Origin of the sequence: Paraburkholderia aspalathi (assembly GCF_905220735.1) — a bacterium.
Lineage (GTDB): Bacteria > Pseudomonadota > Gammaproteobacteria > Burkholderiales > Burkholderiaceae > Paraburkholderia > Paraburkholderia aspalathi.
Genome location: NZ_CAJNBA010000018.1, coordinates 31,387 through 46,523 on the forward strand (window position 1 = coordinate 31,387; position 15,137 = coordinate 46,523).

At 63.1% G+C, this 15,137-nt stretch carries 12 protein-coding genes; 10 read left to right on the forward strand and 2 right to left on the reverse strand.

The features are described 5' to 3' along the window. Window positions 1-325: 325 nt before the first annotated feature. Complete coding sequence (locus tag KHO30_RS38360; protein ID WP_211704018.1) at window positions 326-1,480, forward strand: alpha/beta fold hydrolase; 1,155 nt, start codon at window positions 326-328, stop codon at window positions 1,478-1,480. Window positions 1,481-1,748: 268 nt separating this feature from the next. Here the strand turns inward: KHO30_RS38360 and KHO30_RS38365 are convergent, their stop codons facing one another. Then, window positions 1,749-2,744, reverse strand: a complete 996-nt coding sequence (locus KHO30_RS38365) for an LLM class flavin-dependent oxidoreductase (protein WP_200621534.1) — start codon at window positions 2,742-2,744, stop codon at window positions 1,749-1,751. 1,152 nt (window positions 2,745-3,896) lie between these two features. Between KHO30_RS38365 and KHO30_RS38370 the strand changes: the two genes are divergently transcribed. Genes KHO30_RS38370 through KHO30_RS38390 form a run of 5 tightly spaced genes read left to right on the forward strand, consistent with a single transcriptional unit; the run spans window position 3,897 to window position 9,273 of the window. Then, window positions 3,897-4,976: an LLM class flavin-dependent oxidoreductase gene (locus tag KHO30_RS38370; protein ID WP_211704019.1), complete on the forward strand. Its 1,080-nt coding sequence runs from the start codon at window positions 3,897-3,899 to the stop codon at window positions 4,974-4,976. Window positions 4,977-4,987: 11 nt separating this feature from the next. Beyond that, the gene (locus KHO30_RS38375; RefSeq protein WP_244864241.1) at window positions 4,988-5,959 is read left to right on the forward strand and encodes a class II aldolase/adducin family protein; all 972 of its coding nucleotides are present in this window, start codon (window positions 4,988-4,990) and stop codon (window positions 5,957-5,959) included. Window positions 5,960-5,971: 12 nt separating this feature from the next. Next, window positions 5,972-7,033: an ABC transporter substrate-binding protein gene (locus KHO30_RS38380; protein WP_211704020.1), complete on the forward strand. Its 1,062-nt coding sequence runs from the start codon at window positions 5,972-5,974 to the stop codon at window positions 7,031-7,033. 33 nt (window positions 7,034-7,066) lie between these two features. After that, window positions 7,067-7,675 (forward strand): cysteine dioxygenase family protein, encoded by a 609-nt coding sequence (locus tag KHO30_RS38385; protein WP_211704021.1) that lies wholly within the window; start codon window positions 7,067-7,069, stop codon window positions 7,673-7,675. After that, window positions 7,672-9,273 (forward strand): rhodanese-related sulfurtransferase, encoded by a 1,602-nt coding sequence (locus KHO30_RS38390; protein ID WP_211704022.1) that lies wholly within the window; start codon window positions 7,672-7,674, stop codon window positions 9,271-9,273. The genes KHO30_RS38385 and KHO30_RS38390 overlap by 4 nt, the downstream gene beginning before the upstream one ends. Window positions 9,274-9,292: 19 nt before the next feature. Here the strand turns inward: KHO30_RS38390 and KHO30_RS38395 are convergent, their stop codons facing one another. Then, window positions 9,293-10,204, reverse strand: a complete 912-nt coding sequence (locus KHO30_RS38395; RefSeq protein WP_211704026.1) for a LysR family transcriptional regulator — start codon at window positions 10,202-10,204, stop codon at window positions 9,293-9,295. A gap of 197 nt (window positions 10,205-10,401) precedes the next feature. Between KHO30_RS38395 and KHO30_RS38400 the strand changes: the two genes are divergently transcribed. From KHO30_RS38400 to KHO30_RS38415, 4 genes are all read left to right on the forward strand, one after another. Continuing rightward, on the forward strand, window positions 10,402-11,388 hold the full coding sequence (locus KHO30_RS38400) for an ABC transporter substrate-binding protein (protein WP_211704023.1): 987 nt from the start codon (window positions 10,402-10,404) through the stop codon (window positions 11,386-11,388). 22 nt (window positions 11,389-11,410) lie between these two features. Continuing rightward, entirely contained in the window at window positions 11,411-12,601 is a 1,191-nt protein-coding gene (locus tag KHO30_RS38405) for an acyl-CoA dehydrogenase family protein (RefSeq protein WP_211704024.1), read from the forward strand. A gap of 516 nt (window positions 12,602-13,117) precedes the next feature. Then, window positions 13,118-13,669, forward strand: a complete 552-nt coding sequence (locus KHO30_RS38410) for a hypothetical protein (protein WP_200569983.1) — start codon at window positions 13,118-13,120, stop codon at window positions 13,667-13,669. A 21-nt stretch (window positions 13,670-13,690) separates the two neighbouring features. Continuing rightward, window positions 13,691-14,644, forward strand: a complete 954-nt coding sequence (locus KHO30_RS38415) for a patatin-like phospholipase family protein (RefSeq protein WP_093646802.1) — start codon at window positions 13,691-13,693, stop codon at window positions 14,642-14,644. The last annotated feature ends 493 nt before the right edge of the window (window positions 14,645-15,137 follow it).

Sequence of the window (15,137 nt, forward strand, 5' to 3'; positions counted from 1 at the left end):
GTCTTGGCGGGCCCGTCTGCTAGTTCTAGCACCGAATTGCCGCCGGCGAATAGTCTGAATTGTGCGGATGCAACTCGCGCGGCCGCCTTGAGAACGATCAACCCTTGCGCGGGACGCATCCGTGCGGCACGACACATAGGGCGCAAGGCGACTCGCCGCAATATGCGTGCCACACCGGCCGGCGCCGCCATGAGCTTGCGCGCGCGGCAGCAGAGTCCGGCGGCGCGTCGTAGAATCGTCCGCTTTGAACGGGGTGTGGGCGTTGCTTTCCAGCGCCCTGAGCCTGCCTGCTTCCCGCCGATTTCCCTTTGCAAGAAAACGATCGATGAATTTTCGCCGCCAGTCTTTGTTCGCCATCTTGAACGCCTGCGTGCTAGCCGCTGCACCTGGTGCTTTCGCCGCCTCGCCGGCCAGTACGGCTGTTGCGGGTAGTGCGGCCAGCTCGGGGCATTCGGGTGGTTCAGGTGGCTCTCCCACCCAGCCAGGTCCCGCGGCTACCAGCGCCACTCCGGCTGCGGCCGTCGACAACAGCGGTCCGGCGTACGGCCCCGAGTTGCAGGGCTTCAACTATCCGGCGCCGGTCGAGCAATACGACCTCACCTCGCAAGGTGTGGCGCTGCACATGGCATACATGGATATCAAGCCGGAGCATGCGAACGGCCGCACGGCCGTATTGCTGCACGGCAAGAACTTTTGCGCGGCGACGTGGGACGCGACGATTCATCGCCTGAGCGACGCCGGCTATCGGGTGATCGCGCCGGATCAGATCGGCTTTTGTAAATCGAGCAAGCCTGAGCACTATCAGTACAGCTTTCAACAACTGGCGCGCAATACGCATGCGTTGCTCGAATCGCTCGGCGTGACCGATGCGACCGTGATCGGCCATTCGACCGGCGGCATGCTCGCGATCCGCTATGCGCTGATGTATCCGCATGAAACGCAGCAACTGGTGCTGGTCAATCCGATCGGCCTCGAGGACTGGAAGGCGAAGGGTGTGCCGTCGCTATCGGTCGACCAATGGTACGAGCGCGAGCTGAAGACGACCGCGGACAGCATTCGCCGTTACGAGCAGGCGACCTATTACGCGGGCCAGTGGCGCGCCGACTATGAGCCGTGGGTGCAGATGCTGGCGGGGATGTACCGTGGCCCGGGCAAGCAGATCGTGGCGTGGAATTCTGCGTTGCTGTACGACATGATTTACACGCAGCCTGTGGTGTACGAGCTCAGCCACCTGAGCATGCCGACGCTGCTGCTGATCGGCCAGAAGGACACGACCGCGATCGGCAAGGATGCGGCGCCGCCTGACGTGCGCGCAAAGATCGGCCACTACCCCGAACTGGGCGAGGCCGCCGCGAAGGCGATTCCGCACGCGACGCTCGTCGAATTCGCCGGCTTGGGGCACGCGCCGCAGATGCAGGACCCGCAGGCGTTTCATAAGGCGCTGCTTGATGGGTTGGCGGCGGTGCCGGCTAATCGGTGAGTTTTGGCGCGCGCATGAGCTTGGGCCTAATCCGAAGCTACGGCGTGAGATTGAGTTAAGGCGCTTGAGCCGAGGCCAGAGCTCAACGTATGAGCTTGATTTGAAGTACGGAACTGAGTTCGAAACTCCACGGCGCTGACTGGGCGCTGTGAGCGTTGTGACTGGGCAACCTGATGCTCGAGTACTTAGGGCAACCAGCCAATCGACGAAAAAAGAAGGGCGGCCTGTGCTGATACAGGCTGCCCTTTTTTGTTACTTGCAGGCGTGGTTACTTACCGGCGCTCAACTCGTCACGCACTTGCGCGCCGATCTCGAACGAACGCAGCCGTGCATTGTGATCGTAGATTTGCGCGGTCAGCATCAATTCATCCGCACCGGTCTGATCGATGATCGACCGCAGTCCTTCGCGAACCGTATCGTTATCGCCGATGACGGAGCAAGCGAGCGAATGCGCGACGCCGTTCAACTCCATCTCCGAGGCTTCGATGCGCTCGACCGGCGGCTGCAACTGACCGGGCGTGCCGCGCCGCAGGTTGACGAACTGCTGTTGCAGCGAGGTGAACAGACGTCGCGCTTCCTCGTTGCTATCGGCGGCGAACAGATTGACGCCGACCATGGCGTAGGGCTTGTCGAGCGTTGTCGACGGACGGAATTGCTCGCGATAGACCTTTAGCGCGGTGAACATATGATCGGGCGCGAAGTGCGACGCAAACGCGAACGGCAGACCGAGCGCGGCCGCCAGTTGCGCACTGTACAGCGATGAGCCGAGCAGCCACAGCGGCACATGAAGGCCTGCACCGGGGACAGCGCGAATACGCTGACCCGGCACCGGATCGGCGAAATAGCGTTGCAACTCGACGACGTCGTCCGGGAACGACTCCGCGCTATTTTGCAGATCGCGGCGCAGCGCGCGGGCGGTGCTTTGATCGGTACCGGGTGCGCGGCCGAGGCCAAGGTCGATGCGATCCGGATAGAGCGAGGCGAGAGTACCGAACTGTTCCGCGATGACGAGCGGTGCGTGGTTGGGCAGCATGACGCCGCCGGAGCCGACGCGGATTTTCTTCGTCCCACCGGCGACGTGGCCGATCACGACAGCGGTGGCTGCGCTGGCGATGCCCGTCATGTTGTGGTGTTCTGCGAGCCAGAAGCGGCGATAGTTCCAGTTTTCCGCGTGCTGGGCGAGGTCCAATGTGTTTTTGAACGCGTCCGCGGGGGTGGCACCTGCGATGACTGGCGATAGGTCGAGGACCGAGAAGGGGATCATTTTCTGTTCATTTGATGTTTCGGGCGCTTTCGCGCGATGGGGCATTGTGGCAAAGGTTTTGGTTTTCTGCTGAACGTCCTGGGATGTCCACGTTCGTGGAAGGGGGTTATCGGTTTTTGCCTTTTGCGGCGGCATTTGGGCGTGTTCTGAGGGCTTTGGCCTTTCCTTGAATTGTTAGTGGTCTATTAGCGTTGCCCCTGTGCGGGGCGGCACTTACTTTCTTTGCCGCCGCAAAGAAAGATAAGCAAAGAAAGCGGCTAGAAGCCCCTGCTAAGTGGGCGCCGTGGTCTGCTGCGGGTAGTGGTGCGACTGGAATCTGTGTTCGTGCCGCTGCACAGGCTTGTGACAAGGGCGTCATACTTCCGGCGGCGCTGCGCGCGCCGAAGAGCCATTCATAAAACCGATCGCTACGTTTTGATGCCACGCCTTGCCGCCGAGCCGTGGCTCGTCATTGGGCGCCACTGCGATTGCAATTGGAGCGGCAACTGCAACCGCCTACAGCAGCCGCAGCCGCGACTGTGATCGTGACCGGGACGGTGATTGCAGTACACCGACATATCGTTTGAGGCGGGTTTCCCGGGTGAATGCAGGAACGCATCGCCGAGGCGAAGCCGATGGCCCCCGCTGCGCCAAACGAAGCCGGTGGTTTCCCCTGCAGACCCGTCCGCGACGCACGTAGTGCGGAGTGGGAGCTGATGAATCCTTTGTCACTAACGTGGAATGTGCGAGAGCACGGATTCCAGTCGCACCACTACCCCAGGCAAACCACGGTGCCCACTTAGCAGGGGTTTCTAGCCGCTTTCTTTGCTTATCTTTCTTTGCGGCGGCAAAGAAAGTAAGTGCCGCCCCGCACAGGGGCAACGCTAATAGACCACTAACAAATCAAGGAAAGGCCAAAGCCCCAGGAACACGGACAAACAAGCGCCCAGCAGGCAACCAACTCAAGAAAACCCCACCGCCGAAGGCAAAAAAACAAGACCAAGCCCAGCGCCGCCACCCCCTTTTACATGCAATCCCGATATAGATATGTCCGATCAATATTTAACAACCGCATGTAGCGCTGCTACCTTAATCCCCTCGAACAGAGCACCACACCCATTCAAGAAAGCCACCGCCCCGCCGGGCAAAAAACCACCCTTGGGAGACACCACCGTGTCCATCGAATTCATCGGCATGATCCAGACCCGCAAGGTGTCCGAGACCCACGCCCCGCAAGGGCCCACCATCGACATCGACTACGTGGAGCAATTCGCCCGCGCTCACGAAGCCGCGGGCTTCGACCGCATTCTCGTGCCGCATCATTCGACGAGCCCCGATGCGCTCCTCACCGTCGCTCACGCGGCCAGCGTCACGAGCAAAGTGCATTTCATGCTCGCCCATCGCCCGGGCTTCGTCTCGCCCACGCTCGCCGCGCGCCAACTGGCCACCCTCGATCACTATTCCGGCGGCCGTCTCGCCGTCCATATCATCTCCGGTGGCGACGACGCCGAACAACGCCGCGACGGCGACTACCTGTCGCACGACGAACGCTACGCCCGCACCGACGAATACCTGCACATCCTGCGCCGCATCTGGACCGAAGCGAAACCCTTCGATCACAACGGTCAGTACTACCGCTTCGAACAAGGCTTCTCCGAAGTGAAGTCGGTGCAGCAACCGCATATCCCCGTATATTTCGGCGGCGCATCCGCGCCCGCGCTCGAAATCGCCGGACGTCATGCCGATGTCTACGCGCTGTGGGGCGAATCGAAGGCGCAAGTGCGCGAACAGGTCACCCGCGTGCGTGCCGAAGCCGCGAAACACGGCCGTAACGTGCGCTTTTCCGTGTCGTTCCGGCCTATCCTCGCGGCTACCGAAGCCGCCGCGTGGGAACGCGCGGAGCATATCCTCGAAGAAACCCGGCGGCTGCGCGCGGCGCAAGGGATCGGCGTCGGCGGCCCGGCGCAAAGTGAAGGCGCGCGGCGGCTGCTCGCGGCATCAGGTGAATCGGATCGCGTCGATGAACGTCTGTGGACCGGCGTCGCCAAGGAAATCGGCGGACGCTCGAATTCGACCGCGCTGGTCGGCACGCCGGAACAGGTCGCCGAAACGCTCGCGGAGTATTACGCGCTTGGCGTGTCGACTTTCCTCGTGCGCGGCTTCGATCCGCTCGAAGACGCCATCGACTACGGCCGTGAACTGATTCCGGCCACTCGCGAACGGATCGCGCGCGTCGAGCGCGTCGCCGCCTGAACGGAGCCACGATGACCGATCTGTCCGCTGCGTTGCAAAACACCCCGCAGTCGCAAAGTACCGGCGCGCTGCAAGACACGCCGGAGCCGCAAAGTACCGGCTCGTTGCAAGACATCGCAGCGCCACAAGGTGCCCACGCGCCGCAAAGCACCCCGGAGCCGCAAAGCACTCCCACGCTGCAAAACACCGCAGATACACCGCCACTCCAGCGTCACGCGCCGCTGCGCAAATTCTGGTTCGACGACGTCTCGCCGCGCGCCAGCATCGCGGCCGAGCGGCGCTATCGGCAGGAACGGCTCGCCGTGGCGTTTCGCCTGTTCGCCCGCTACGGTTTCGATCAGGGTCTCGCCGGCCATATCACCGCGCGCGATCCCGAGTGGCCCGATCACTTCTGGGTCAATCCGTTCGGCAAGCACTTCAGCCGCATCCGCGTGTCGGATCTGCTGCTGGTGAATGCGGAAGGGGAGATCGTGGTCGGCGAAGGGCCGGTGAATCAGGCGGCCTTCGCGATTCACGCGGCGATTCACGAGGCGCGTCCGGATGTGATCGCCGCCGCACACACGCATTCGCTCTACGGCAAGGCATGGTCCACGCTCGGCCGCACGCTCGATCCGTTGACGCAGGACTCGTGCGCGTTCTATCAGGACCACGCCTTGTTCGACGACTTCCGTGGCGTCGTGCTCGACACCGATGAAGGCGCGCGCATCGCCACGGCGCTCGGCGAACGCAAGGCGGTGATCCTGAAGAATCACGGCATCCTGACGGCGGGTCCGAGCGTCGAGGCGGCGGCGTGGTGGTATATCGCGCTCGATAACGCCTGCCATGCGCAATTGCTCGCCGAAGCCGCGGGCACGCCGCAAGCCATCCCGCACGACGTCGCCACGCTCACGCACGAGCAGGTCGGCCGCCCCGGTGGTGCGCTGTTTGCGTTCCAGAGCCTGCTGGAAGGGCTGGTCGAAGCCGAGCCTGACGTCCTTACCTGAGCACCCCATAAGATGACCCAACGTTTCGATTCGCCGGTTTCGCTCCGGCGCCGCCGGCTCGTGTCCGCGCTGCCGGTCGCGCTGTCAGCCTCATTCCTTGGAGCAGCAGGTACAGGTTTGATTTCGACAGCCGCCGCAGCAGCCACGCCGGCGGCAAGCGAGAAAACCGATCCGTCTGTCGACCTCAGCAAAGTCCGTTTGCGTGTTGCAACCTACAAAGGCGGCGACGCTACGCTGCTGAAAACCGCTGGCCTCGCGGATACGCCCTACGCCATCGACTGGTCCGAATTCCAGTCCGGCAACGCGATGGTCGAGGCGATGAACGGCGGCTCGCTCGATATCGCCTCCGGCAGCGAAATCCCACCTATCTTTGCGCGACTGCAGAACGCTCAGGTGCGCGTGATCGCCGTCTACAAGGATGACGTCAACAACCAGGTGGTGCTGGTCCCGAAGGGCTCGACGATCCGCTCGATCGCCGATCTGAAGGGCAAACGCGTCGGCTATCTGCGCGCCACCACGACGCATTACTACCTGCTGCGCATGCTCGAAGAGGCGGAGCTATCGTTCAGCGATATTCAGGCTACCTCGCTTGCGCCGCGCGACGGTTTCGCCGCTTTCAACGCTGGTTCTCTCGACGCCTGGGCCATCTACGGTTACAACGTACCGCTCGCGATCTCGCAAGCGGGGGCGCGCGTGCTGAAAAACGCCAACGGCTATTTGTCCGGCAATTACCTGTACTACGGTCATCCGTCGGTACTCGCCGATCCGCAACGGCGGGCCGCGTCCGCGGATCTGCTTGTGCGCCTGCAACGCGCCTGCACATGGTTCGGCCAGCATCAGGATGCCTACGCTAAGGTGTTGTCCGCGGAGTTGCGGGTGCCCGAGGAGGCGATCCGTTCCTTGTATCGCAACCAGAGCCAGGCGCGCCGCGTGACCGGCGTCACGGCGGCGGACATCGCCAGCGAGCAGCAGGTTGCCGATACGTTCGCGCGCGCCGCGGTCATCGACCGGCATGTCGACGTCGCACCGTTATGGACCGACACCTTCAACGCCGCGCTCGCCCGCGGTGCGTGACAAATTCAAGTCAACCCACATTCTGAACATTCGATGACTCAAGCTTTGAGACCGGACCGGCTGCGCGTGTTCGTCGGACGGATTGCGTCGCTCGTCGACGAGCGCGCGCCCGAAGCGCATCTGCTCGAATCTGGCGGCGCCGCGCTGCGCGAGCTGATCGCCCACGACGACTGGTTGCCCGACGCCTTCGCGCGGCCCGACCCCGAGCGCTATCAACAATTCCTGTTGCACGCGGATTCGCAGCAGCGTTTTTCAATCGTAAGTTTTGTATGGGGACCGGGCCAGTCGACGCCGGTCCATGACCACACCGTATGGGGTTTGATCGGTGTGTTGCGTGGTGCGGAAATTGCTCAGGGATATCGCATCACGCTAGACGGCGCGCCGGAAGAAGAGGGGGCAGCAAAGCGCCTCGATGCCGGCGCGGTGGATGCCGTGTCGCCGCGCATCGGCGATATCCATCGTGTCAGTAATGCTTTTGACGATCGTACGTCGATCAGCATTCACGTGTACGGTGGAAATATTGGCGCGGTGACGCGTTCCGTCTACCCAGCCGGCGGAGGCCGAAAAACCTTTATCTCCGGCTACTCGAACGATGTGTTGCCGAATATCTGGAATGTTTCGAAGGAGTCCCTGATCTCATGAGTTTCGCTACAGAATTCCGTACCCGATCATTCAAAGACGTGCGCCGCGCACTGCTCGAGCGCGAGGAAATCGCGCTCGTCGACGTGCGTGAGGAGGATCCGCACGCACGCAGTCATCCGTTGTTCGCGGCCAACCTGCCGCTCTCGCGACTCGAACTGGAAGCGCCTGTGCGCTTGCCGCGCCGCGACGTGCCGATCGTCGCGTTCGACGACGGCGAAGGACTTGCCGAACGCGCCGCACGCCGCTTGAACGAGCTGGGCTATACCAATGTCGCGCTGCTCGATGGCGGTTTGCAAGGCTGGCGCGAGGCGGGCGGTGAGCTGTTCCAGGACGTCAACGTACCGAGCAAGGCATTCGGCGAACTGGTTGAAAGCGAGCGCCACACGCCGTCCCTCGGCGCGCCGCAGGTGCTCGCGCTGCTCGATCATGAAGCCGATGTGGTGGTGCTCGACGCACGCCGCTTCGACGAATACCAGACCATGAATATTCCCGGCAGCATCAGCGTGCCGGGCGCGGAACTGGTGTTGCGTGCGCGGCAGCTCGCGCCGAATCCCGCTACGCGGATCATCGTCAATTGCGCGGGGCGCACGCGCAGCATCATCGGTGCGCAGTCGCTGATCAATGCGGGCGTGCCGAATCCGGTCGCGGCGCTGCGCAATGGCACCATCGGCTGGACGCTTGCCGGTCAGGCGCTCGCGCACGGCAGCTCGCGGCGCTTCGAGCCGATTGTCGACGACACACTTCGCCTCGCCGCCGCCGATTCTGCGCGCGGGGTAGCGGATCGCGCCAAGGTAGGCCGCACTTCGCGCGACGAAGCGCGTCGCTGGGCCGATGAAGCGGTGCGCACCGTTTATCGTTTCGACGTGCGTACGCCGGAAGAATACGAAGCGGGCCACGTGCCCGGCTTTCGCAATGCGCCGGGCGGTCAACTCGTGCAGGAGACCGACATGTTCGCGCCGGTGCGCGGCGCGCGCGTGATCCTCGCCGACAACGACGGCGTGCGCGCGAACATGAGCGCGTCGTGGCTCGCGCAGATGAACGTCGAGGTGTATGTGGTGGACGGTCTCGGCAACGCGGACTTCAGCGAAAAGGGCGCCGCGCCCGCCGCGCGCTTTGCGCCCACGCCGCCTGCTGTTGAAGAGATCACGCCGGCCGGGCTGGTGACGCTGCTGCAATCACCGGGTACCGTCGTGCTGGATTTCACGACCAGCGCGAACTATGTGAAGCGCCATATTCCCGGCGCATGGTTCGCGATTCGTGGCCAACTCGCCGAAGCGTTGCGCAAGCTGCCGGATGCGCAGCGTTATGTGGTGACCTGCGGCAGCAGTCTGCTTGCGCGTTTTGCCGCGCCTGAGTTGGCGGCGCTGACGGGCAAGCCGGTGCAGGTGCTGGCCGGCGGCACGAACGCGTGGATCGAAGCGGGCTTCGCCGTGGAGAGCGGTGAGACGCGGCTGGCGTCGCCGCGCATCGATCGCTATCGTCGTCCGTATGAAGGAACCGATAACGCGCGCGAAGCGATGAACGCCTATCTGGAGTGGGAGTACGGCCTCGTTGCCCAGCTTGGGCGCGATGGAACGCACGGTTTTCGCGTGATCTGATGGGCAAGCGGCGCGTGGCTCAAGCCGCGCGCTGCGCTCGCGCCTCCTTGAATTGCCGCTCGATCGCCGCGCCGAAGCGCTCGACCGGCTGTTGCAATTTACCCAGCACGCGCGGATGCACGAGCCAGATATCGATGAGCGGCTTGAAGTCGCTGATCGGCACGATATCGAGTGCGTCCGCGTGAGCGCTGGCGTGCAGCAGCGGTAACGGCACGAGGCCGAGACCGTTGCCGTCGGCGACCAGTTGCAATTGCAGTTCGGTGCCGAGCGTTTCCAGATTGAGCTTGAGCGCGAGCCCAAGACCCGTCAGCGTGCGCTGCAGGCCATCGCGAAAGCCGCATCCATCCGGATTCAACACCCACCCGATCGACTGGCATTCCGCCAGCGTGTGCGTGCGTTTTTTCAACATGCCTTTCTGCGCGACTACCGCCAGTTTGATGCGGCCAAGCGAGCGGGCCGACAGGATCTCGTCGAAGGTCTTGTTGCTCGGCAGCAGGATTGCGGCTGCGTCGAGTTCGCCCTGTTCGACGCGTTGCAGAAGCTGGCTGCCCCAACCGGTCGACGCGCGCGCCTGCAGATCCGGATAAGCCGACTTGAGGCCGCGCATCGCATCGGTCAGCGCGATATCTGCAATGGTCTGCGCGACGCCGAGGCGCAGCGTGCCCACCGGCGGCGTGTCGGTGGCGACGATCTCGCGCAGCACGTCGAGCTCACGCTGGATCACGCGGCATTGTTCGTAGACGATGCGGCCCGTTGCCGTCGCTTTGAGCGGACGCGTATTGCGGTCGAGCAATTCGACGCCGAGCGCCTCTTCGAAATTCTGCAGGCGGCGCGTGATCGCCGGTTGCGTGAGGCCGAGTGAGAGCGCTGCCTGTTGCAGCGACTGACAGCGAATGACGGTGACGTATGCGTCGATTTCGTCGATCTTCATGATGAGCGGTGACTTGATGAGTGCGCTACGAGGCGCAAGATTCGTGCGTTCGATGATACCTGTATCGATGTGCGCGCACGCCTCGCCGGTCAAGAAAATTCGCATATTTGCTTAGCAGAATAATGCGTTTGTCTTATACAGATGCGTGCCTTATCGTCGATAGCACATTATCTGAATGCCACGATGTAATCGCCGCCATGCCGACTCCTAGTTCTTCGTTCTCCGCCTCATCCGTCTTGCAACTCGCGTTGCTTAAACCACTCGGCGCGGCAGTGCTCGCACTGTGCGCGACACTTTACGCAACGCAGTCTTATGCAACGGATCTACCCGTGCTGAAAGTCGGCGACCAGTCCTTGCAAACCCGCGGCATTCTCGAAGCATCCGGACAACTCCAAGACCTGCCGTACAAGATCGAGTGGTTCAACTTTCCTGCCGCGCAACCGCTTGGCGAAGCGCTGAACGCCGGCGCGGTGGATGTAGGCGGACTCGGCGACGCGCCGCTCGTGTTCGCGCTCGCAGCCGGCGCGCGGGTCCGTGCGGTCGCGGCGACCCGGTCGAATCCGCTGGATCTGGCGATCGTCGTCGGCGCGCAATCGCCGTTGAATGATGCAGCGAGCCTGAAGGGCAAACGTATCGCCACGACGCGCGGTTCGATCGGCCATTATCTCGCGCTCGCCGCATTGAAGAAGGCCAACGTGCCGGTCAGCGACGTCACGTTCGTGTTCCTCGCACCCGCCGATGCGAAGGCGGCGCTTGCGTCGGGCAGCGTCGATGCATGGTCGGTGTGGGACCCGTATACGGCACTAGGAGAAGCGCGCGATCACGATCGCATCATCGCCAACGGCGTCGGCCTGTCCGAAGGGCTCAGCTATCAGGTTGCGACCGAACGCGCGATCGCGGAGAAGCGCGCGCAACTCGCCGACTTCCTGCGACGCGTGGCGATCGGCCAGCGTTGGGCGCTTTCGCATCCCGACGAGGTGGCGGCGATGCAATCGAAAGTCACGGGCCTGCCGACCGATGTGTTGAAAACCGTCTATCAGCGCGGCCAGGTGCATCCGGTGGCGATCGACGATAGCGTCGTCAGCGCGCAGCAGCGCACCGCCGATACCTACGAAGCCGCCAACGTGATTCGTGCGCATCTTGACGTGCGCACGAGCTTCGATCGCAGCTTCCCGCTGCCTTGACGCGGCCTGCCGGAGTCCTTGCATGAATGCCCCGATTGCCGAAAGCGCGGTGACGCGCCGTCATCCACTGCTCGATAGCGCTGCGTTCGACGCGCTGCTCGCGCGGCTCACGAGCGAGTTCGCTGCCGGTGCGGCTCACTACGACCGCACGGCGGAATTTCCGCACGCCAATCTGGCGCGCTTGCATGAATTCGATCTGCTCTCGTTGACCGTGCCCGCATCGCTTGGCGGCGCGGGTGCGAGCTTGCCGCAGGCTTTGAAGGTGGTGCGCGCGGTGGCGCGCGGCGAGCCTTCCACGGCACTGGTGCTGGTGATGCAATACCTGTTTCATCATCGCCTGCAGGGCAACCCGCATTGGCCTGTGGAGCTGCGTGAACGTGTGGCGCGTGAAGCGGTACGCGATGGCGCCTTGATCAACTCGCTGCGCGTCGAGCCCGAATTGGGCACGCCGGCGCGCGGCGGTTTGCCGTCGACGATTGCGAAGCGCAGCGCCGATGGCTGGATCATCGACGGCAGCAAGCTGTACTCGACCGGCAGCCCGGGTCTCGCCTGGCTTGCGGTATGGGCGCGCAGCGACGAGACGCCGCCGCGCGTTGGCGTGTGGCTGGTGCATCGGGACACCCCGGGCGTGCGAGTCGGCAGCGAGTGGAATCATCTCGGCATGCGCGCCACGGGCAGTCACGAGCTCGTGTTCGAGAACGTGTTCGTACCGGCTGCTCACGCGGTTGACGTCCATCCGCCTGGCGAGCCGGGTGCAGGACTCGATGCACTCGGCTTCGCGTGGATGAGCGTGCTGTTGTCGGCGGTGTATGACGGCGTCGCGCGGGCGGCGCGCGACTGGTTCGCGCAATGGGCCGCTGAACGCACACCCGGCAATCTCGGCGCGCCGCTCGCAAACCTGCCCGCGTTTCAGCAGACGCTCGGCCGCATCGACGCGCTGCTGTTCAGCAATCGCGTGCTGCTCGACGCGAGCGCGCACACCGAACGCGTGACACTCGATGAAGCGCCGCTCGTCAAATACACGGTGACTAACCAGGCCATTGAGGCGGTGCAACTGGCCGTCGAGGCAAGCGGCAATCCCGGTCTGAGTCGCGACAATGCGCTCGAGCGTCACTATCGCGACGTGCTGTGCGCGCGAATTCATACGCCACAGAACGATTCGGTGCTGCAGGGGGCAGGGCGCGCGGGTTTCGCTGCGTTTGTCCGCGCGTAGGGAGAACTGCGCGACCGCCGTGCAAACCGGGGGCTGCGCCTGCGCAGCCCACTGCAAATCCTCTGCCAATTCGGTGTAAACGCGCTCTCGTTTAAATCCGGCAATCCGTTTAGATTAGCTGCACTTGAGGGGCTTATCGAGGGACCAGGGCGGCCAAACAAGCAGCGGTCCGCCATTCAGGCGACGGCGCAAGGTCAGAGGCCAAGGTCTCTCACCGCTTCGCCCGGGACCGGACCGCTGCGCGTCGTCCGCGATGCTGCGTTTCAAGCGGCTGTTCAGCCGCTGTTTGGTTTCCGGTTTGACCGTATCGACCGACTTGGCGACGCTTTGCACAGCGTCGCCTTTTTGTTTGTGGAGACGGTTCTCGCATTCCACTGCAAATCACGCCACACGGCGGCCCATGACCGCCTTGCTGCCTTCGCTCGCGGTTTTTCGCGCGCGCGGTTATCCTGTAGTACACCCTACACAACGGGACGCGGGCGGCTTGCCGCTTTGTGTCCGTACAGGAAACTCGCTGTGAGCCTCAAACTGCTTACTGTCGCGATGCTGGCCGCGTGCGTTGCACTGACCGGTTGCGACGACCAACAGAGCGACCGTGCCGTGCAAAAACTCAAGGAATTCTTCAACGCCGTCAAGCCGGACGCGTTGTTACTCAAGAATATGACGCCGGGCATAACCACTGAGGCGCAGATTCGCGATCAGATGGGCAAACCGGAAACCGAGCGCACGTTTACCGACGGTTCCAAGCGTTTCGAATATCCGCGCGGCCCGCAAGGGCTGAACACGTACATGGTCGACATCGACCGCGACGGCAAATTGCAAGCCATTACGCAGGTGCTGACCGCCGACAACTTCGGGAAGATTCGCATCGGCATGACGGAAGACGAAGTACGCCGCCTGCTCGGCAAGCCAGGTCAGATCGCCGTGTTTCCGCTCAAGCCGGAGACCGTGTGGAGCTGGAAATGGCGCGAGGGCGGTGTGACCGAAGAAGGCATTTTCAACGTGCACTTCGACCAATATCAGAAGGTGTACACGACATCGCGCTCGGACGTGATACGCGGGCGCTAGCCGGTAAAAGGCGGGGAACACATGATACATCGACGTCGATACAGCCGGATCGGGCTGGTGTTGGGGGGCGGCGCAGCACGTGGCTGGGCGCATATCGGTGCGATTCGCGCGTTGCACGATGCGGGCATCAAGCCAGATGTGGTGTGCGGCACGTCGATTGGCGCGCTGGTCGGTGCCGTGTATGCCAACGGCGATCTCGACTGGCTTGAAGAATGGGTGTCGAAGCTCACCTGGCAAACCGTGGTGAGGCTGCTCGATCTGCGTTTTTCGGGCGGCTTGCTGGGCGGGCGCAAGGTGATCCAGATATTCGCGGACAAATTCGCCGGCCGCTCGATTGCGCAATTGAACATGCCGTTCGCGGCGGTGGCCACCGAACTCGATTCGGGCCGCGAGAGCTGGTTACAGGACGGCAGCGTGGTCGACGCGGTGCGCGCTTCGATTGCGATTCCGGGGATTTTCACGCCGGTGTATCACAACGGTGTGTGGCTGGTGGATGGCGGTTTGAGTAATCCGGTGCCGGTTTCGGTGGCGCGCGGCATGCGGGCGGACTGCGTGATCGCGGTGGATCTGAACAACGATATTCTGAATGGGCGCGATTTTGGTGGCGCGGCGGTTGACACGCCGGCACTGGATCCGGATGCGCCGCCGCCGGTCGCGCTACGGCGTAACGGCAAGCCTTGGCCGCGTTGGCTTGCACCCGCCGAAGGGCGTGCTTCCGATGATGTGCGGGTGGCGCCGGCGCCGAGTGCGCGGGTGCCTTCGATGCTGAGTTCGATCGCGCAGAGCATCGACATCATGCAGGTACGGATTTCGAGGAGCCGGCTGGCGGGTGAGCCGGCGGATATTTTGATTCAGCCACGGCTGGGTGGGATGGGGATTTTTGATTTTCACCGGGCCGGGCCCGCGATGGAGGAGGGGCGCGCGGCGGTTGAGTATATGTTGCCGGCTATTCGGGCTCGGCTGGGGATTGAATGAAGGTTTGGTTTTTTTGCCTTCGCGGCGCTTATTGTCTGTGTTCTTAGGGCTTTGGCCTTTCCTTGATTTGCTAGTGGTTTATTAGCGTTCCCCCTGTGCGGGGGGGCACCTACTTTTCTTTGCCGCCGCAAAGCAAAGTAGGCAAAAGAAAGCGGCTAGAAGCCCCTGCTAAGCGGGCACCGTGGTCTGCTGCGGGTAGTGGTGCGACTGGAATCTGTGTTCGTGCCGCTGCATAGGCTTGTGACAAGGGCGTCATACTTCCGGCGGCGCTGCGCGCGCCGAAGAGCCGTTCATAAAAGCGATCTCTACGGTTTGACGCGACGCCTCGCCGAGGCGAAGCCGACGGCCCCCACAAACCAAAACCGAAGCCCATGGTTTCCCATGCAGACCCGTCCGCGACGCACGCAGTGCGGAGTGGGAGCTGATGACTCCTTTGTCACTAACGCGGAGTGTGCGAGAACACGGATTCCAGTCGCACCACTACCCCAGGCAA